Origin of the sequence: Neobacillus sp. YIM B06451, from assembly GCF_032667185.1 — a bacterium.
Taxonomy (GTDB): Bacteria; Bacillota; Bacilli; order Bacillales; family Cytobacillaceae; genus Bacillus_D.
On sequence record NZ_JAVFKJ010000003.1, the window covers coordinates 272,131 to 290,698 of the forward strand.

Annotated in this window: 24 protein-coding genes; 20 read left to right on the forward strand and 4 right to left on the reverse strand. The window is 43.7% G+C overall.

Annotated features, from left to right (window positions below):
* Positions 1-25: 25 nt before the first annotated feature.
* From RB160_RS08895 to RB160_RS08925, 7 genes are all read left to right on the forward strand, one after another.
* Positions 26-949, forward strand: coding sequence for a hypothetical protein (locus RB160_RS08895; RefSeq protein ID WP_316569882.1), 924 nt, complete (start codon positions 26-28; stop codon positions 947-949).
* A 114-nt stretch (positions 950-1,063) separates the two neighbouring features.
* On the forward strand, positions 1,064-1,270 hold the full coding sequence (locus tag RB160_RS08900; RefSeq protein ID WP_316569883.1) for a hypothetical protein: 207 nt from the start codon (positions 1,064-1,066) through the stop codon (positions 1,268-1,270).
* 113 nt (positions 1,271-1,383) lie between these two features.
* Positions 1,384-1,635, forward strand: coding sequence for a DUF2535 family protein (locus tag RB160_RS08905; protein ID WP_316569884.1), 252 nt, complete (start codon positions 1,384-1,386; stop codon positions 1,633-1,635).
* A gap of 96 nt (positions 1,636-1,731) precedes the next feature.
* Positions 1,732-2,574 (forward strand): DegV family protein, encoded by an 843-nt coding sequence (locus RB160_RS08910; protein WP_316569885.1) that lies wholly within the window; start codon positions 1,732-1,734, stop codon positions 2,572-2,574.
* A gap of 191 nt (positions 2,575-2,765) precedes the next feature.
* Positions 2,766-3,344, forward strand: coding sequence for an SCO family protein (locus tag RB160_RS08915; RefSeq protein ID WP_316569886.1), 579 nt, complete (start codon positions 2,766-2,768; stop codon positions 3,342-3,344).
* An 87-nt stretch (positions 3,345-3,431) separates the two neighbouring features.
* The gene (locus RB160_RS08920; protein WP_316569887.1) at positions 3,432-4,259 is read left to right on the forward strand and encodes an SGNH/GDSL hydrolase family protein; all 828 of its coding nucleotides are present in this window, start codon (positions 3,432-3,434) and stop codon (positions 4,257-4,259) included.
* Positions 4,259-4,837 carry a YpmS family protein gene (locus RB160_RS08925; protein WP_316569888.1) on the forward strand — a complete coding sequence of 193 codons (579 nt, stop codon included), beginning with the start codon at positions 4,259-4,261 and terminating at the stop codon, positions 4,835-4,837. Before RB160_RS08920 ends, RB160_RS08925 begins: the two co-directional genes overlap by 1 nt.
* A 25-nt stretch (positions 4,838-4,862) precedes the next feature.
* Here the strand turns inward: RB160_RS08925 and RB160_RS08930 are convergent, their stop codons facing one another.
* The gene (locus RB160_RS08930) at positions 4,863-5,465 is read right to left on the reverse strand and encodes a DUF4397 domain-containing protein (protein ID WP_316569889.1); all 603 of its coding nucleotides are present in this window, start codon (positions 5,463-5,465) and stop codon (positions 4,863-4,865) included.
* Between the two features lie 292 nt (positions 5,466-5,757).
* Between RB160_RS08930 and rsgA the strand changes: the two genes are divergently transcribed.
* From rsgA to RB160_RS08945, 3 genes are all read left to right on the forward strand, one after another.
* Positions 5,758-6,816: a ribosome small subunit-dependent GTPase A gene (gene rsgA / locus RB160_RS08935; protein WP_396954690.1), complete on the forward strand. Its 1,059-nt coding sequence runs from the start codon at positions 5,758-5,760 to the stop codon at positions 6,814-6,816.
* Between the two features lie 212 nt (positions 6,817-7,028).
* Positions 7,029-8,492 (forward strand): hypothetical protein, encoded by a 1,464-nt coding sequence (locus tag RB160_RS08940; RefSeq protein WP_316569890.1) that lies wholly within the window; start codon positions 7,029-7,031, stop codon positions 8,490-8,492.
* A gap of 452 nt (positions 8,493-8,944) precedes the next feature.
* Positions 8,945-9,439, forward strand: a complete 495-nt coding sequence (locus RB160_RS08945) for a PTS sugar transporter subunit IIA (RefSeq protein WP_316569891.1) — start codon at positions 8,945-8,947, stop codon at positions 9,437-9,439.
* A gap of 150 nt (positions 9,440-9,589) precedes the next feature.
* Here RB160_RS08945 and RB160_RS08950 read toward each other — a convergent pair whose 3' ends face one another.
* Together RB160_RS08950 and RB160_RS08955 are read right to left on the reverse strand one after the other, a co-directional pair.
* The gene (locus tag RB160_RS08950; RefSeq protein ID WP_316569892.1) at positions 9,590-10,189 is read right to left on the reverse strand and encodes a DUF502 domain-containing protein; all 600 of its coding nucleotides are present in this window, start codon (positions 10,187-10,189) and stop codon (positions 9,590-9,592) included.
* 54 nt (positions 10,190-10,243) lie between these two features.
* A complete protein-coding gene (locus RB160_RS08955) occupies positions 10,244-11,347 on the reverse strand; it encodes an SGNH/GDSL hydrolase family protein (protein ID WP_316569893.1) in 1,104 nt (367 codons plus the stop codon).
* A gap of 217 nt (positions 11,348-11,564) precedes the next feature.
* On the opposite strand from RB160_RS08955, the gene RB160_RS08960 reads away from it, so the two are divergent.
* The 8 genes from RB160_RS08960 (at position 11,565) to RB160_RS08995 (ending at position 16,179) form a co-directional block, all read left to right on the forward strand.
* Positions 11,565-11,714, forward strand: coding sequence for a YjcZ family sporulation protein (locus RB160_RS08960; RefSeq protein ID WP_316569894.1), 150 nt, complete (start codon positions 11,565-11,567; stop codon positions 11,712-11,714).
* A 224-nt stretch (positions 11,715-11,938) separates the two neighbouring features.
* Complete coding sequence (locus RB160_RS08965) at positions 11,939-12,928, forward strand: S66 family peptidase (protein ID WP_316569895.1); 990 nt, start codon at positions 11,939-11,941, stop codon at positions 12,926-12,928.
* A gap of 14 nt (positions 12,929-12,942) precedes the next feature.
* Positions 12,943-13,167, forward strand: a complete 225-nt coding sequence (locus RB160_RS08970) for a YozE family protein (protein WP_316569896.1) — start codon at positions 12,943-12,945, stop codon at positions 13,165-13,167.
* A 117-nt stretch (positions 13,168-13,284) separates the two neighbouring features.
* A complete protein-coding gene (locus RB160_RS08975) occupies positions 13,285-13,980 on the forward strand; it encodes a hypothetical protein (protein ID WP_316569897.1) in 696 nt (231 codons plus the stop codon).
* 133 nt (positions 13,981-14,113) lie between these two features.
* Positions 14,114-14,278, forward strand: coding sequence for a YozD family protein (locus RB160_RS08980; RefSeq protein ID WP_316569898.1), 165 nt, complete (start codon positions 14,114-14,116; stop codon positions 14,276-14,278).
* Positions 14,279-14,403: 125 nt separating this feature from the next.
* Entirely contained in the window at positions 14,404-14,574 is a 171-nt protein-coding gene (locus RB160_RS08985) for a hypothetical protein (protein WP_316569899.1), read from the forward strand.
* Positions 14,575-14,600: 26 nt separating this feature from the next.
* Positions 14,601-15,422, forward strand: coding sequence for a serine/threonine-protein kinase (locus RB160_RS08990; protein ID WP_316569900.1), 822 nt, complete (start codon positions 14,601-14,603; stop codon positions 15,420-15,422).
* Positions 15,409-16,179, forward strand: a complete 771-nt coding sequence (locus RB160_RS08995) for a sporulation protein (protein ID WP_316569901.1) — start codon at positions 15,409-15,411, stop codon at positions 16,177-16,179. Before RB160_RS08990 ends, RB160_RS08995 begins: the two co-directional genes overlap by 14 nt.
* 37 nt (positions 16,180-16,216) lie before the next feature.
* Here the strand turns inward: RB160_RS08995 and RB160_RS09000 are convergent, their stop codons facing one another.
* The gene (locus RB160_RS09000; protein WP_316569902.1) at positions 16,217-16,345 is read right to left on the reverse strand and encodes a hypothetical protein; all 129 of its coding nucleotides are present in this window, start codon (positions 16,343-16,345) and stop codon (positions 16,217-16,219) included.
* 182 nt (positions 16,346-16,527) lie between these two features.
* Here RB160_RS09000 and deoD point away from each other — a divergent pair, with 182 nt between their 5' ends.
* Together deoD and RB160_RS09010 are read left to right on the forward strand one after the other, a co-directional pair.
* Positions 16,528-17,232, forward strand: coding sequence for a purine-nucleoside phosphorylase (deoD, locus tag RB160_RS09005; RefSeq protein WP_316569903.1), 705 nt, complete (start codon positions 16,528-16,530; stop codon positions 17,230-17,232).
* A gap of 243 nt (positions 17,233-17,475) precedes the next feature.
* A complete protein-coding gene (locus RB160_RS09010; protein WP_316569904.1) occupies positions 17,476-18,309 on the forward strand; it encodes a M15 family metallopeptidase in 834 nt (277 codons plus the stop codon).
* Positions 18,310-18,568 lie beyond the last annotated feature (259 nt).

An 18,568-nucleotide genomic window follows, 5' to 3' on the forward strand; every position in this document is an offset into this window, starting at 1 on the left:
CTATTAAATAATAAGGGGCAAGAATATGAAAACTACAAAACTTTATTTAATAGTTGTTTGTATATTTTTTATAGTTTTCAATAATGCCATTAAAGTTTTTGCAGTGGATACCCCAAAAGAAATAGATATTTCTTTAAGCGCAAGTAAAGTATTTTTTAACACTGCAAATCTTAAACCGGGTGACATTGTTGTTGAAAATTTAAGGATTTCCAATAACGGGAAACAAAATTTCAATTATCTTTTTTCAAATAAATTTTTAACAGGTTCTGAAAAGCTTTACAATGAATTGAAACTTAAGATAATTGGTAATAACAACGAGTTATACAATGGTAAGCTTAAGGATTTTGAAAAATTGGACCCTAGATTTTTAACATCCGGAAGTTCTGAACAATTGGTATTTTATGTTGAAATCCCCTATGAACTCGGTAACGAATTTCAAGGACTCGGCTGCGAATTCCAATTTAAATTTTTCGTTGAAGGTTCATTAAATGGGACGATTCCCCCTGGTTGGGTACCGGAAGCAGATCCACCTAAACAAGACCCGCCAAAGCAAGATCCACCTAAACAGGACCCTCCAAAACAAGAACCACCTTCAACTCAACCGCCGGGTGATAAAGAACCTGATGCCGGTAAAGGTCCTGGAGATGGGGACGACGAGGAGAATGGTGAAAATCCAGGGGATCCGGGGAGTGAGGATGGTGATGAACCCTCAACAGTAGAATTGCCGGATAATGAAGGACCAGGCGGTGACAACGGAACTCCAGTGATTGAAATCCCAGAAGAAACTGTGCCAATTGGCCCAGGTGATCCAGATGATCAAGGTGATCCGCTGCCTTATACCGCTACCTCAATGTACAATTTGATTATTATAGGTGTCGGGCTTATTGGATCAGGTTTAGGTCTCCAATTTTATTTCCAAAGACGAAAAAAATTAACCAAAGATGTTTAATGAGGCCTTGATTTGGATAAAGGGTAAAATCAAGGTCTGTTTTTATATGAAAATGAATATCCTTGGCAGTAAAAGCCGTTAAGATTTTATTGAGGAGTAAGGGAGAGTTGGGGGATGTACAAAAAAGTATGCACAGAATGCAGCAAGCCATCATATAGCAGCTGTGAGACAGGGACGTGGCTTTGTCCTGTGTGCGGCACGGATATTACGAGGGTGAATTTGCAGGCGCCGGAAACGAGGAGTATGCCGGGCAGGCTTGAATATATGGCTGCAGGTTTTCAAAAAGAGACAAGCCTTTCCACAGAGCGGGAGTTAGTGTAACAATTTGCTTCGAGGGCACAAAATATTTTAGGAAATCTGAGCATAATCAGACACATTTCGAGCGTAAAGTAAGGTATAATATAATCAAACGGGAGAAAAAGAGGATTGATATTTTGTTATTGAAAAGCCTGGAGTTCAAAAATGCTGTTGGACAGAAGGTTAAAATTGTGGAGATTCCTGTATTGGAGGAAGGTAACCCTTATAGTTTAATGATCCGATTCCGTTTGCAAACATTCATAACTTCGCTTTATCGTGAAAAGCAACCTAGAAAGTGTTATTCCTTTAGGGATTATTTGAAACGCGCCATGAGATGGCCTGATTATGAGCAGCTTTTCAATTCTGTTGAACTAAAGAACAACGCATAATGGCTTGGGACCGGGATTTCCGGTCCCTTTTTATTTCTCCATCTCGGGAGAACAGGTATAATAGGAACTAAGTGCAGAAGCAGGGAAGTGAAACAGTTGGCTAAAATAAAAATTGTAACTGATTCAACAATGGATTTACCCAAGGAGACGGTATCTCGTTATGGGATTGAGGTGGTCCCGCTTGCGATAACAGTCGGGGCGGAGACCTATCTTGATGGAGTCGATATCGATCCAGAAGCTTTTTTGGAGAAAATGAAGAATACGCCAGAGCTGCCAAAGAGCTCACAACCTTCAGCAGGATCATTCCTCGAAGTTTATGACCGGCTTGGCGGGGAAGGGTACGAAATCCTTTCTATACATATGACCGGGAAAATGAGCGGGACTGTACGGTCCGCGGAAAGCGCGGCTTCGATGTCGGAAGCGAAGGTCACTGTTATCGATTCGCAATTTATTTCGAAAGCGCTCGGCTTTCAAGTAAAGGAAGCTGCGGAAATGGCGTCAGAAGGAAAAACAATGGATGAAATCCTTGCGAGGCTAGAAGCAATCAGGGAAAATACAAAGCTGTATATCATGGTAGATACGCTTGAGAACCTTGTAAAGGGTGGAAGGATTGGAAAAGGGAAAGCATTCCTTGGTTCACTCCTGAACATAAAGCCGATTGCTTCGCTCGAAGGAGCCGAGTACACGCCAGTCGCAAAAGTAAGAAGCCATGCGCAAGTCGTGAAATATCTAGCAAAACAATTTGCCGAGGATGTAAAAGGGAAAACTGTCAAAGGTGTCGGCATCGCTCATGCTGGCGCGGCAGGGCTTGCTGAAAAGATAATAGAAAATATTCACGAGCTTACCGGCTACGAAGGTGTAGAGACGGATTATACGAATTCAACGGTAAGCACGCATACAGGGCCGGGTGCGATTGCGCTTATGTATTATGTTGAATAATAGCGTTCTAGAATAATTGGACAACCCAGTTAGTTAGGGGTCGGCCATTTTTGCCGGTTCCATTTTTATGAATATTTTTCATTGATAGTGTTGCGGTTGTTTTTTTAAGAAAGGCAAGCAAATACCTTCCCAACTTCATCACTTGTTTGTTAAACTGTTCACGAATACATCGAAAAGTGATGGTGAAATCATTGAAAGCAAGAATTATTTTTCTAAGCATCGCCATTGCTGCATTGCTGTTGACAGCCTGTGGCAAAAAAGAACTAGAAAACGCCCAGAATTGGCCGCTCGAGGATTTTACCTATACAACCCAGGGTGGAAAACAGCTCGGACTTGAAGACCTGAAGGGGAAAGTCTGGATGGCCAACTTTATTTTTACCGAATGTGACACGGTCTGCCCGCCGATGACGGCGAATATGGTGGAGATACAGGAAAAGGCGGAACAAGAGGGAATTGAGAATATCCACTTTGTGTCTTTCAGTGTCGACCCGGAAATTGATACGCCAGAAGTACTGAAGGAATACGGTGAACAGTTCGAAGTTGATTATAAAAATTGGGACTTCCTGACAGGCTATGGCCAGGAAGAGATTGAACAATATGCCCTAAAAAACTTCAAAACGATTGTTAAAAAGCCGAGGGAAGGGGATCAGGTTATCCATGGGACAACCTTCTACCTTGTTGGCAAAGACGGCCTTGTGAAAAAGTATTATTCCGGGGTCAGCGATGTTCCATATGACCAAATTATTGAAGATATTAAAATTTTACAATAAGCCCACTTAGGGCTTTTTTCTTTCCTTGTGAATGGGGCATTTATGCAAAGGTGTATTATAATTGAGTTGATTGGGGGAGGGAGCACCATGTGGAGGCGGTTTACTGCACTATTCCTGGCTGTTTTGCTACTTGTTTCCTGCCAGCAGGAAAATGCTGCAGGCAGCCATCCTGTTAAAAAAATGAAGATTGAAACAAATCGGTCCATTCCGGATGATTTCGTCCCCCGTGTACTTTCAATCGCGGCAATAGGCGACTCGCTGACCGAGGGGGTTGGCGACAGTACCCGAACAGGGGGATACCTCCCTTATTTAAAGGCGCTTCTTGAAAAAGAAAAAGGCATAAAAGAAGCGCGTTTCGAAAATTTCGGAATCAAGGGAACGAGGAGCGAACAGCTTCTTAATCGCCTCAGCCAAAAAAAAGTAATGGCTGGAATCAAGGAAGCCGATATGGTTGTTATCACGATTGGAGGCAACGATGTCATGAAGGTTGCCCGGAATAATATTTTGAATTTGCAGATTGAAAGTTTTGAAAAAGAGGAGCGTCCATATCTTAAGCGCCTTGACCAAATCATTCAAAAAGTTAGGTCGTTCAACCAGGATGCGATGATCGTCCTTATAGGCATTTATAATCCGTTCATGCAGTGGTTTCCGGACGTGAAAGAACTTGACCAAATCGTTTCGGACTGGAACGAGGGCGGGAAAGCACTTTTGGAGCGCTATCCAGATACGTATTTTGTTGAAATCAGTGATTTGTTTGGTACAGGAGAAGAGAACCTGCTGTTTGATGACCAGTTTCATCCGAACGATAAAGGGTATCAATTAATTGCGGAACGAGTTTATGAAACGCTGGAAGACGACGCGTTGCCGGCTTTTGCCAGAAAGTCTGCCAACGCGGGCGATAAGGGAGAATTTTGATGAGGAATAAGTGGAAAACAGCTTTTTTAATTTTATTGGGACTTGTATTGGCAGCAATTGTGACGATGTTCATTCTTGCAATGGTTCCGCTAGATGGACTAAAAAAGGAACAGGCTGAGGTAATGGATGGCGAAGCGGTTAGCTTCCTCATCAGGACGAATAGGGATGATGTCAACAAGCTGATCAACCATTACCTGGAGAAAGAAGTGGCCGATACCCCGGTCAACTACGAGGTACGTGTGAACGATGAGGTTGAGCTCTATGGCACTGTGCCATTTTTCAGCCAGGAGTTGAACATGAAGTTGACATTCGTGCCGGAAGCCTTGGAAAATGGCGATTTGCTCCTGAAGCAGAAGTCCATTTCTGTCGGCCAATTGCGCCTTCCGGTTCCATATGTTCTTGATTTTATCAGGAAAAGCTACAAACTTCCAAAAGGCGTCGCAATCTGGCCCAATGAACGCCAGGTAGTAGTCCATATGCAGCAATTGAAGCTAAAGAGCGATGTGAAACTTAAGGCGAATTCATTTGACCTGGAAAAGGATGATATTTCGTTCACGCTGCTTGTCCCGGTAAAATAGTGGGTGCCCCGTTAACAAGGGGCACTCACTTTTCTTTTAGGAATACCGCTTCCTTTCCGATGAAGCAGACGAGGTAGGCTGTATCCCGTTCGAAGTGGGCATCCCGCATAGAGATTAGGATTTCTTTAGTGCCCGCTGCCCTCGCTTCCAGGTTCACTGAAAACGGCGTGAGCGCCAGGCTGTCCGTCACGTTAAGATAGGACAGGGTTGGGAAAACGACATCTCCCTTATTGACCGACACATCCAATTTTCCAAGAAGGGGATCGAGATGGATGAATCTCGCGGCCGCTTCACCATGCGGAATTCGTGCTCCGCTCGGGCAGATGAAAACGTCAACCTCATCGATTGTACCGGTAATTGCGATAAAGCATTCCTTGTCTTGTTCAGCAATCAGCTCATTTGTGGCGACCCAAACGCCATTGGAAAAAACGTCAATTTGGCAACTGCCTTCTGGGAGGGCAAAGGGGAGGCTCTTTTTTTTAAAAGACAGGTCTTTTACAAGCCTAAGGCCATTTATTAACACATCAATTAGTCCGATTGAAGGGTTAGCGTGAAACGCTGAGCCTACACTTCTTCCAATCGGCTCCTGTTTCGTGAAATTCCAAATTGCTTTGTTTGATTCCCGCATTTCTTTCCACCCCCTTTTTAGCTTTTCGACTAAAACTATGGATGGAGGAAGGTAAATATGCAGAAACAGGAAACAATTTTGTTTACTTTTTAAAAAGAATTGAATATACTAAAACCATCTTATGAAAAGGCGGGTGAAGTGTAATGAGAAAAATGAGCATTGTATCCATTGTTGTCGACTCTTGCACAGCCCGTACGGTTATTTAGGCAAAGGGACAAGTCTGTCCAATTCCCCTAAGAGCAAACCGCGGCTGTGTATGCCTGCGGTTTATTTATTTTTAGGGGGAAACATAGTGAATTTATTTATGATTGGTTTAAAAGAGGATATGAAAACGGAATTGGCCAATTTTCCAAAGAAGGAATGCATCCTAGGAAGAGTGGCTCTCGAACATAAGCGGATGTACAGGGTGTGGACGGAAGAAGGCGAACTCCTTTGCGAAGTTTCAGGGAAGTTTTCGTTTGAGTCTGCCTCAAGGGAGGATTTTCCCGCTGTAGGCGACTGGGTCATCCTTTCATCTAGGAAAGAAGAGGGCACAGGGACAATCCATGCCATCCTGCCAAGGTTCAGTAAATTTTCGAGGAAGGCGGCCGGCAATACAGCCGAAGAACAAATCGTCGCTGCTAATGTTGATACCGTTTTTCTTGTAAACAGCCTGAATGATGATTTGAATGTAAGGCGGATCGAACGCTATTTGCTTCTAGCTTGGGAAAGCGGGGCGAATCCTGTGATTGTCCTAACCAAAACGGACCTTTGCGAAAACGTGGCATCAAAGGTCGCAGAGGTCGAAGCTGTCGCGCTAGGGGTCCCAATTATCCCGGTCAGCGCCGAATTGAACGAAGGCCTCGACAAGCTGAAACCATACCTTGAAGAAGGGAAAACGGTAGCCTTGCTCGGTTCGTCGGGGGTCGGAAAATCTACTTTGACCAATAGCCTGCTCGGCGAAAAAAAGCAAGCGGTCAAAGAAATCAGGGAAGACGATGACAAAGGACGCCATACGACAACCCACCGCGAACTTGTTCTTTTACCAGGAGGCGCGGTCCTAATTGATACTCCGGGGATGAGGGAGCTGCAATTGTGGGAGAGCCAGGAAGGACTGGCCGGTGCGTTTTCGGATATTGAAGAATTGGGCGGCTCGTGCAGGTTCAGGGATTGCCGCCATACGGATGAACCTGGCTGCGCTGTACGGGAAGCAATTCGGAGCGGCATTCTTACGGAAGAAAGGCTGTCGAGCTACAACAAGCTTCAAAAAGAACTAGCCTTTATTGAGCGGAAGGCGGATAAACGCGCGCAGATTGAGGAAAAGAAACGCTGGAAGGCGATCAATAAGCAAATCAAGACGAAGAAGAAGTAGGGAAAGAGGCCTTTGCGCGGGCCTCTTTCTCTTTTTTATATAAAAAACGCCGGTGAAAAGGCAATCAGTTCTTCTTTTCATGTACAGACTGTCGGAAACCCCTCTACACAGCAGGTTTTTAGAAAAAAAGAACTACAACTTTATATTCATTTTGGTATAATATTACTGAAAATTGTTAATTCAGGAAATTTTTGTCGAATGGGGGAGAATAGTTGAGAAAAGTATCAGGTTTCCTTTTATCTATGCTTCTTGTGATTGGTTTTTTTCCAGCCGAAAAAATACAGGCGGAGGAAGGTAGCTCGTGCAGCCAATACAAAGGAGTAAGCAAGATTATGTGGGAAGGAATGGAACTAAAGCCCAATCAAATCGGACTGTTACTCGTAAAAAAGGAAACTCCGCTGTTCAAGCCGAACGGAACTGTTTCAAGAACGTTAAAGGCCGGAGAAACTTATCGAATTTACACTTTTAAATCCAACACTTTGGGTGTTGGCGGTGGATATTACATTACTCGTGACGCAAGAGTGGATTATAAAACACCGAGCAAGGCGAAATTAATGGCCGTTAAATGTATCCAAAATGCAGTATTACATACGGTTAGCATGGATCGGGTAACCAAATTAATAGTAGAAAAAGAAAGTCAAAGGTCCGAGAAAGAGTTGCTGTCAAGACTTGAAAAAGCATTGCAAAAAGTAACAGCCGCAGACTATACGAATTCGGTTGAGGCACACACAGAAGTGACTGTTGCACTCTTTGCAATTGACCGGCAAATAGACTACAGTGGCTGGAAAAATGTAAGTGGGCTATATAATACCCTGGAAGGTTATAAGAATGCGTTCGATGGGCGAATCCGCATACCTTCTAATGTGTATAATTATGATCCTATTCAAATATACGGCAATATGGAATTTGCGTCAGGCGTATTTAACAGAGTATATGGCAAAGTAAAGGGATTAAAAAACTCTTCCTCGATTAAAGCACAAAATCCAATAACAGAGGAGGTCATTGCGCAATTTGGCCGCCATGGCTACAATAGCATGAACCAAAAGGAATATGACCAAGTAATGAAAATCGTTACTCAATCCCTGAAAGGCTATAAAGAAGCAAAAGATGTATATAAGGCTGAATACCACCAGTACTATTTAGACTATATTAATGGAGCCCGTTGGGACGGGAACAACGATAATCAAAGTGATCGGAACATGATCCTGCGCATGGCGGAAGGCTCGTTAGGAGAACTAGTAAGAGCGGGATTAAGTAAAACCGAGATCGAAAAGATTTTTAGGACAAGCATCGTTGCCAATAATTTAATTAGTACCATTCCGTATCAAAGTTCCGGAGGCTACAGTTACTCTTATGATGGTTCCACCGTTTCTGTCAAAAAGAATGACCCTAAATATGAAATATCCGTTTCAGCCTATGATGCCCTTATAAGAGGGATTTTGGGGAAGTGCGCCAAACAGATGGTAAAATCGGCTGTTTTTGATGCGATGGGTTTCAATACGATGATTGTTAAGTCAAAATATACGGAATCCGACTTAATGATATTTCAAGCTGGCGGAAAATGGTGGTATATGGACAATTGGGACTATATGTATGAAGAATTTTCGGAACATATGAAAACCATCTACCATTCAAAAATTCCGCCTACAAATGGAAAAGGCGCGCCTGTGAAATAAATAAGAAAAGAAAGTCGATCTTTTGGGCAGGAAAACTTAGTAAAAGAAAATAGGAGCAGGCTGGATGAGGTGACTCACCATAGGATAAGAGCCCATCATTCGGGAAACCGAAGTTGGGCTTTATGCATGCTTTCTACCAAGTAGTCTAAAGTCGCCAAGCCTCTCTGCTTTATCTCCGCTGCCTGTTATAAAATTATTCACCCCATTTTATAAAGAATTCACCCTATATTCCGAAAGATTCACCCCATTTTAGGAGACATTCGCCTTTATCTAAATTTTCTAAAATTTATTGGTGGTTAAAATTTCCTCACAAAGGATGCCAACCCCTGTAATAAAACCAAAAGGCTACTTGTTTTGTTTCCTGGAGTTACTTGGGTATAATCATCCTTAGTTAAGCCCTTAAAAAACAGGGAATAGAATAAGGGCAGACTACATTCGAAAGGATGATTATAATGTTCAAAAAATTATTCGGTAAAAAAGAAGAAACAAAGGAAGTCGTTTTGGTTGCGCCGTTAACGGGGATGGCTACTGTATTGGACAATGTTGATGACCCTGTTTTTTCACAAAAAATGATGGGTGACGGCCTTGCAGTTGAGCCAACCGAAGGAGTTGTCGTCTCTCCTGTGGAAGGAGAAATCATTCAGGTTTTCCCGACGAAGCATGCTGTTGGCATTAAAGCGGCGAACGGGGCGGAAATTCTTTTGCATATAGGCCTTGAGACAGTTTCAATGAAAGGGGAAGGCTTTACGGCGCATGTCCGTGAAGGAGACAAGGTAAGTGCCGGTGACAAGCTTGTAACGTTTGATATGGCAATTGTAACAGAGAAAGCGAAAAGCACGGTCACCCCTTTGGTTATCACGAACAGTGATTCAATGGAAATCGAAATTCTTGCTTCTGGCAGAGTGGAAAGAGGGACAACTCCTTTTATCAAAATAACTGCAAAATAAGAAAACCGCAAGAGCCCGTTTAGCTCCGTATGGACTGGAGGGAAGCAACTGCTTTGAGTTACTTCCCTGCAGCTTTGCGACGAGCTGAAGACAACTTCTTCGAATTTACTGTGGCGCTGGAGCTAGACAAAAAACCGCCTTGAGCGGTTTTTAATTTTTGGCGGCTTCAGCATGTGAGCCCTTGTTGGCCATGCCGCCGGACAGGATGAATTTCATCGCTTCCTCCGGTTTTACTTCAATGATTTCAACTTGCTCCTTTGGAATCAAGAATGTGAAGCCGGCCACCTGGAAGGTCTGTGGGACGTACACGGCAACATGGTCTCCAAGCGGGCTATAGAAGCTCTCCAGGTTTTCGGATGTGATAAAACCAAGGGACTTCATTTCTGTGCCCGGAATTGTTACAAGTGCAACCTTTGAAAAAGACTTCTTTTCGCCCAGGAACGATTGGACCGTGTCCTTGATAACAGAATAAAGCGTTTTGACTACTGGAATCCGTTCAAGGAGCCGGTCAATCAAACGAATGAGCTTTCCGGCAACATACCTTGTCGACAGGAATCCAAGAAACGTAATGAGTACTACTGTCAGCAAAAGTCCTATCCCAGGAATATAATCGTTTTTCATATACGGCCTCAGGAAATTCCCGAGGAGGCTGTCCAGGAATACGAATGTCTTGTAAATTACGTAGACAACAATAATGATGGGGACTATCGTGATAATTCCATTTATAAAATTCTTCAGCAATGTCTTCATGCTTTTCTCCGGCGTTTTTTCCTCTATTATAGCCCTGGAAACGCCGGATTGAAACTATGGTGTGTCTTTTTCAGCAATGATGGCCTTGATATGGACAGATGGCTTAGCCGTCTGGCTGCCGTTGTTGGATATTTTGCCAGTATGGATAAAACGGATTTGGTGAGGACCTTTTCCGAGCGATCCAGCCAAATAAATATTCCTTTCCCTCTTGAACGGCCACCAGGTTGAAACAGTCCCGAATGATTTTCCATCAATGAAGACTTCCACTTCACCGCCGTGAGGGCTTCGCTCTACTTTATAGCCGACCATTTCCCCACTGAATTCAAATTCGATTAAACTCCCTTTTTCCTGGCTGATAAATCCAGACCCGCGTTTTACAAAACCTGATTTTTTTACAGGCTCCCAAATATTCATGTAGTTCTTTGACAAGCCGGTATGGAGTGGTGCGGGGAGCGGTAGGGCCCCTTTTTCAGATTTGATGGAGGTTTTAATGGATTTTGCTAGTTCACGGGAATATAGTTCATAACCTAATTTGTTCGGATGGACAAGGTCACGGGTGAGCTTTCTGGCATCCAATCCCGACTTCCTAAAGGGCACCCGCATATCAAGATTCATGGCACCGTACTGCGCAGATATCGTGCTAATTGTTTGAGCGAATTCATCATTCGTAAGGGAGCTCTCTGTAAAAGTAATGATATCCGCATAAGGGTAATCGGTTTTGACCTTTCTTAAAAGCTGTTCATAAAAAAAGGAGAATTGCAGGGCATCCATGTATTTACGGTCATTTTCGCCGAAAACTATGAACACTAGGGCAACAGGGGTTGCCGGTTTTTCCCTTTCGTATTTAATAATTCCTTCAAATGAAGTGGCGCCGCTTTGGACGATTGAATGCCGAACGCCGGCAGAACCATAATCCCTTTTGATTTGCTTTTCAAAAAGGGCGAACCATGTTTCGTCCCGATTGCTCACGCCAGAGCCCCGCCCAATGCTGTCGCCAATGATCATGTAGCTGAAATCGCTGCCGTTGGCGATTTTTTTGTAAAAGCCGACAGTGCTGGCGGGAGCTTCCTTTGCCGAAGTAAACGGGTTGAAAATCCCCCAAAAAATAAAAAGGAGCACTGCCGGAATAATGAGCATCCTTATCGATGTTTTTTTCATGGTTTCACCCTCATTATCCTGTAATCATACTGTCATTTTAACTTAATCTAATTGAAATAAAATCAGTGTATATACCTATTTTTCAAGTAATTTGCAAGAAAAAAGGATGCGGCGAGGAAAATCAGCAGTAATCATACCGATATTTGGGCGAATGCCTATACCGGGTGGGCGCATCATTCATACATTGTTGTGAGAAAGAAAATACGGGGGAATGCTCATGTATGGATATGGAGGGTATTGTGGATATGCCCAACCTATTGGCGCCAGTTGCGCGCCTGTGGGAGGATTTTTTGGAAATAGCTTTATCTTGATTGTTGTCTTGTTCATCCTGCTTATCATCATCGGCACCAGCTGCTGGTTAGCCTAGCCGAAAACACCTCTTTCACATGAAGGGGGTGTTTTTTTTTTTTTTTGTAAAAAACTTTTCGTGTCGATGGGAAATGCTTAAGTAAAATAATGAGTTTTATCTAAACTGCAATCATTCAGTCGGAAGACAAAAATCAAGCGTAAACCCGCTTAGCCCTAAAGAAAGTATTTGACCATTGCCCACGTTTTGGTATGATAATGTTATTTTAGCAAGGGGGTAAGGGGATGCTTTCAAAAAGGCTGTCACCGGGGGATCAAATACGGATTATCGCCCCGGCAAGAAGCATGGATTTAATAAAGGAAGAACAGGTGAAACTTGCGGTCGAAAGGCTGGAAGGGCTTGGATTCCAAGTAACATTCGGAAAGAATGTCCATGGCCATGATGAATTTTTCAGTTCATCGATCGAGCAGCGGATCGAAGACTTGCATGACGCTTTTGCTGATCCTTCTGTCGCTGGTATTCTCACCGTCATAGGGGGATATAATTCAAATCAGCTTCTCAAGTATATTGATTGGGACTTAATAAAAGAAAATCCTAAATTCTTTTGCGGGTATAGTGATATAACCGCTTTGAGCCTGGCCATTTATAAGAAAACCGGTCTGATTACTTATTCTGGCCCGTATTTCTCCAGCTTTGGGGTAAAGCATGGCCTTGAATATACATTGTCTTCCTTTCTTGATGCAGCGACTAACGATGCACCATATGAAATTGAGCCGTCCGACGTATGGAGCGATGATCCATGGTACCGTGACCAGGAAAACAGGACATTTATCAAGCAGAATGGCTTCCTTCAAATCCAGGAAGGAAGCGCGCAAGGGACATTGATAGGGGGAAACCTTTGTACGATGAACCTTCTGCAGGGGACTGAATTCATGCCGCCGCTTGCCGACTCAATCCTTTTCATTGAGGATGACTTGGAATCCCATGCCCTTACGTTTGACCGAGATTTGCAGTCGCTCCTTCACCAGCCAGGAGCGGAAGGGATTAAAGGGATATTAATCGGGCGTTTCCAGAAGGATTCTCATATAACCGAGGAGGCTATGATCAGAATCATTCAATCCAAAAAGGAATTAAAAGGAATCCCTGTTATCGGAAATGTAAACTTTGGCCATACCCAACCGATTGCAACGATCCCGGTTGGGGCATTTGCGAGCATTTCCGCCAGTAGGGACGGTATAAAAATTGAAATTGACCAATCTTTTAAAAACCAATAGCCAGGAGGTGCCCAATGCGGAAATCTTTCTATCACTTTTTAATGAAATACAGGCATCCCAAACCGAAGGACGAAATCAGCAAGTTCGCCAATTCCGCCTACGTGGACCACAGCTTCCCAAAACATTCGGAAGACTACGGTGAGTTAAGCGCCTATCTGGAGCTAAATGGCAGTTACCTGGAAACGATGGCCGTTTTTGATGAGGCCTGGCAGGAATATGTGGCAACGGAACAAAAATAAAACGAATCCGCTCTCCAAAATTTGGAGGGCGTTTTTATTTTGCCCACCGTGTGCGCTTAAACATCATGCGCATATACTATTGTAATTATTCGGCGACCGGATTGGGAGGTGAAGGCGATGGAGAAGAGGAAAACTCCGAAGTATAAACTAGGCGATACTGTCGTTATCATTATGTATGGAACTGTTGGAAAAGTTACCGATATCAAGTTGGTTGACAGCCATTTTATGTATGAGGTCAACAACAGTGAAGGCCTCTATAAGGAAACCTCGCTCCAGCTGCTGTCGGAATATGATGGCATCCCGGTTGAGGAGGAGCATTTGGGTATAGAATACAAGTTTTTCTTCGGCGACTTAGTCCAGGTAAAAGGATATGGAAATGACCTTTTCAAGGTCGTAGGCGTACGGACAGAAATTTGGCGGTATAAAGAGGATGCGTGGGAGGACGTTATTTACGAGCTTGCCAGGGTGAAAGACGGTGAATGGCTCGAGGCTGGAGAAGAAGAACTAACTTTGCTTGCGGATGCTGAACACGCCGATACGTTCATTAGCAAGCTTGGTTTTTTATCGATTGTCGGCAAACAGGAAAAGTCCCGAAAAAACAAACCTACCGAAGGACACGGCAAGAAATCCGAAGCGGAGGAACTTAAAAGGAAAAAGGAACGAAAGCAGTATATTGACCGTCTTCTCGACATTTATAACGATTACCGGATTTTGAATCAGCTTTTCGGTGATAACGAGTACTCCCAGGTAATGGAAGTTATTTTAAAAAAGCTGCAAGACCTCCATAAAAATGACGGAAAAAAACACGTTTAGTTGTGTTTGCCCGCACCCCTTCAACAACTACTCCGCGCATTCCCGCGCAACTTCCTAAGTATGGCCTTTATTTCAGCTGCAAGCATGAAAAGCTATTATGATTCATACATTTTGTAAAAAGGAGGCGGTACGAATGAAAGAAGTAGAAGTGATTATCGATACGGAAGAAATAGCTGAATTTTTCTTTCAGGAGCTTATTAGGCGGGGCTTCGTACCAACTGAAGCCGAATTGGAAGAACTGGCGGATATTACATTTGAATACCTCCTTGAAAAGTCGATTATTGATGAAGAAAAATAGTAGTATGCATCATACGGCCTGCCGGCAAAAGGGCCGTATTTTTATGCGGATTTTTTTTGAAAAAGAACGAAACCTTTTTTTGCTTGGGTGCGTAAATAATCTATCAAAACCGGGGAGGAAAAACGATGCTGAAAAAGATCCTAAAGCTGCTATTAGGCTATAAAAAACAAAAAAAATACATGAGTTCAAGCGATGCCTGGAAATACATGAAACACAAAAAGCATTCGCACTATGGCCATTCCCATTATAAGAAAAAATTTAAAGGCAAGGGCTTTTCAAGCTTTTTTAGCAGCTGACGAAGCCGGTAAGGAGATGCTTCCTTTTGTTTAAAAGCTTCATGCTAGCAATTTCCGAAACCATTGAAAAGCCTTTCCCAAAAGGCATGGGTATCGATGGAAGATACAGGATCGAAAAACTTCTTGGTTCCGGGGGCTTTGGCCATTCCTATCTTGCTTTTGACATGGCTGAAGGGCGTCTGGTAGTAGTAAAAACACTTCGTCTCCATAAAAGGCTGTCTTTTGCGGGCAGGAAAAGTTTCCGTATTGAGCAGGTTATGATGCAACAAACAAGCCATCTGGGCCTGCCCGCTTATTACCGGAATGGCACTCATGAGGGAATCCCTTTTTTCGCAATGGAGTATAAATACGGTAAAACGGTTGAACAGCTTATTTTCCAGGAAGGGGACTCCTACACTGAAACAGAAGCTTTCGGAGTTGCCATGAAACTCCTTTCGATAGTGGAATATTTGCATTCCGGCAATATCATCCACAGGGATATCAGGATTCCGAATATTCTTTTACACGGCGAAGAAGTTTACTTGATTGACCTCGGGCTCGCCCGAAAAGCCGAAAAAAGAACTGGTAAGTTTCCTAAATCAAGCAAGTTGTTGAGAAAAGCGAAGAATCGCCAATCTGATTTCTACGGATTGGGCCATTTCCTGCTGTTTTTGCTCTACTCATCCTACACCCCAAAAGAAGGGCAGCCGGAAAGAAGCTGGGAGGAAGAGCTGCACATTTCGCAGGAAGCAAAAACGATTCTAAGAAGGCTTTTGCTCATTGACAGCGAATATAATGATTGCGGTGAGATCAGAAGAGATATTGAAAAATTACTTTGTAAAGGGGCAAAACGGAATGTCATTCTTTAATAAGGTACTGGCAAGCGTGGGGATAGGCGGTACAAAGGTGGATACGAAGCTTGAACGGGATACACTTGTCCCTGGCGAAACGGTAAGGGGGATCGTTGAAATAACCGGAGGCAGCACTGAACAAACGATTGATTCCATCTACTTGTCGCTTAATACTGTATATTTGAAGGAATCTAATGACAAGAAATACAGCGTTACCACGGCTATTGACCGTTTCAAAATTTCGGATCCGTTTTTAATCAAGCCAAATGAGAAAAAGGAAATTCCATTTTCATTCAGGCTTCCACTTGATACACCGGTAACAATTGGACGGACAAAGGTTTGGCTATCAACCGGACTAGATATTAAAAACGCGGTTGACCCGACGGATACGGATTATGTAAGGGTGCTGCCGAACAAGGGAATGTCCGCCATTCTTTCAGCTGTCGAGGATCTGGGTTTCCGGCTAAGGGAAGCAGATTGCGAACAAGCTTCGTACCGGCTGAAGCGCCGTCTCCCATTCGTGCAGGAGTTTGAATACGTACCTGTTTCCGGCAGATTCCGTGGCCGTCTCGATGAACTTGAAGTAGTCATGTTTCCGGGTGAGGGCGGAGAAATTGAAGTGCTTATGCAGGTCGACAGGCGTGCCCGTGGCCTTGGCGGATTTCTTTCCGAGGCGCTTTCCATGGATGAATCGAATGTCAGGTTATTGGTAACCCAATCGGATTTACCGGCTGTCCGGGACAAAATCATGGCGGTTATTGAACGTTATTCTTAATAGGAAAATGACGGAGCAGCGGGGGCTGCTCCGTTTTCTATGTGTTCTTGCGTTTTTTCGCGGAATACTCTTTGGCATGTGCTTCGTGCTCCGCGATAATTTGTTCAGGCGGTATATGATTGTTTTTTTTCGGTGCGTTAATCCGGTTGCGATGCTTCTTTCCCATGTTTACCCCTCCTGGACATTGGGTTTCAGAAGAATGCCCGATTGTTCTCTGCAGCCGGGCCTTTTAATACTATCCCTCAATTTTTTAAGTCCATTCCTATCCTAACGTTTTAACATTCACCATGATTATGGTATGATGGGTGCTGAGGTTAGACATCTAACATTTGGTTTAGGAGGATATGTATGAGCATTCATATTGGTGCGAAAGAAAATGAAATAGCCGAAACGGTTTTATTGCCTGGAGACCCGCTCCGCGCAAAATATATTGCCGAAACATTTCTTGAAGATGCAAAATGCTATAATGAAGTTCGAAATATGTTTGGGTACACTGGAACGTATAAAGGGAAGAGGATTTCTGTCCAGGGAACTGGTATGGGCATACCTTCCATTTCCATTTACGCAAATGAGCTGATTGAGAGCTACAATGTTAAAACGTTAATTAGGGTGGGTACGTGTGGCGCCATCCAAAAGGATGTAAAAGTACGCGATGTGATCCTGGCAATGACATCTTCTACAGATTCTCAAATCAACAGGCTTACCTTTGGCGGCATTGACTATGCACCTGCCGCGAACTTTGAATTGCTAAAAAATGCCTATGATGCCGGAGTCCAAAAGGGCTTGAATTTAAAGGTGGGAAATGTATTCACCGCGGACTTGTTCTACAATGACAACGCCGACCATGAAAAGCTTGCCCAATACCAAATCCTGGCGCTGGAAATGGAAACAACCGCTTTGTATACCCTTGCTGCAAAATACGGCAGGAAGGCACTTTCCATCCTGACTGTAAGCGACCATATCCTTACAGGAGAAGTGACAACTGCTGAAGAACGGCAGCTAACGTTCAACGACATGATTGAAGTTGCATTGGAAGCCGCGATTAAAGAATAATCCTGCACGAGGAAACAAAGGCTCTTCCATTTGGGAAGGGCCGTTATTTTTTATGAGAGGAAGGGTTACTGTAGAAGGATTGTGCCTGCATCCATCATTCATGTTTCCCGTTAAAACGATATCCATATTGTTCCTTGCCCGTGAACTGAAAATTTGTCCACCTTTCCTTGCCCTTGGCTAAAAGGAGCCTTATACTACTAATCAGGAACAAAATATTCTAAAAGTCGACATTGGGTGGTAAAAATGAAAAGGACTTTGCTGATAATCAGCAGCTGTATACTTCTTTCGGGATGCAGCGAAATGGATGCTCTCGTAAAAAAAATTCCTATTCTAAAAGATAAAATCAACTCGGAAAGCCGTCCTCAGCAACAGGACAATCAAGCGACAGGCACCAAAGACCCGGGAGAACCGGCATCCCAAACAAACGATGGCCCAGTGCTTGAAGCCGCCTATTTTAATGAGATCGCCGTTGAAGGCGGCAGGAAGGAAATCCAGAATCCGGACAATTTCCTTGTCCTCGTAAATAAAGAGTTTTCCTTACCCGTGGAGTATCGGCCCGATGATATGGTTAAACCTGATATCCCGTTTTCCTTTGGCGAACAGGACCTTGAGAAAAGCCTGATCAGGGAGGAAGCAGCACGCGCAATAGAAGCGATGTTCAGGCAGGCGAAAGAAGAAAATATTGAAATTTATGCAGTCTCGGGTTTCCGGTCCTACGATAGGCAAAATGATTTGTTCGATGCCGAAGTGAGAAAGGTCGGGGTGGACAGTGCGACGCAAGCCGTTGCCCTTCCAGGCCAAAGTGAACACCAGACCGGGCTTACGATGGACATAGCGGCTAAATCGACCGACCTTAACTTGACCGAGGAATTCGGAGAAACGATAGAAGGAAAATGGCTGGCCGCGAATGCTCATAAATTTGGTTTTATCCTGCGTTATCCTAAAGGGAAAGAGTCAATAACGCAGTATCAATACGAACCATGGCATTTCCGGTATGTTGGAGTTGAAGCAGCCACAACCATGTATGAAAATAACTGGACACTTGAGGAATTTTTCCAGCAAGTGAAGAAAATTTAATGGGCCCCTTATTTGGGGTTCTTCTTTTTGTTAGGAATTTATAAAATTTAACCTTGTGGACACCCCGAAACAAGCTATTGTAATCCAGCCCCACAAGAGTAAGCTTCGGAAGCATAATCCTCGCACGAAGAAAAAGCGATAGCTTTTTCGAGGAGCGTCCTAGCCCCTCGAGGTCATAAGCCGTGTCCAGCTTCAGCGGCTAGGGGCTCGGAGCGCTTGCACATTTTGTTCAAGAATAATTTTTTGTCCATTATGGAGA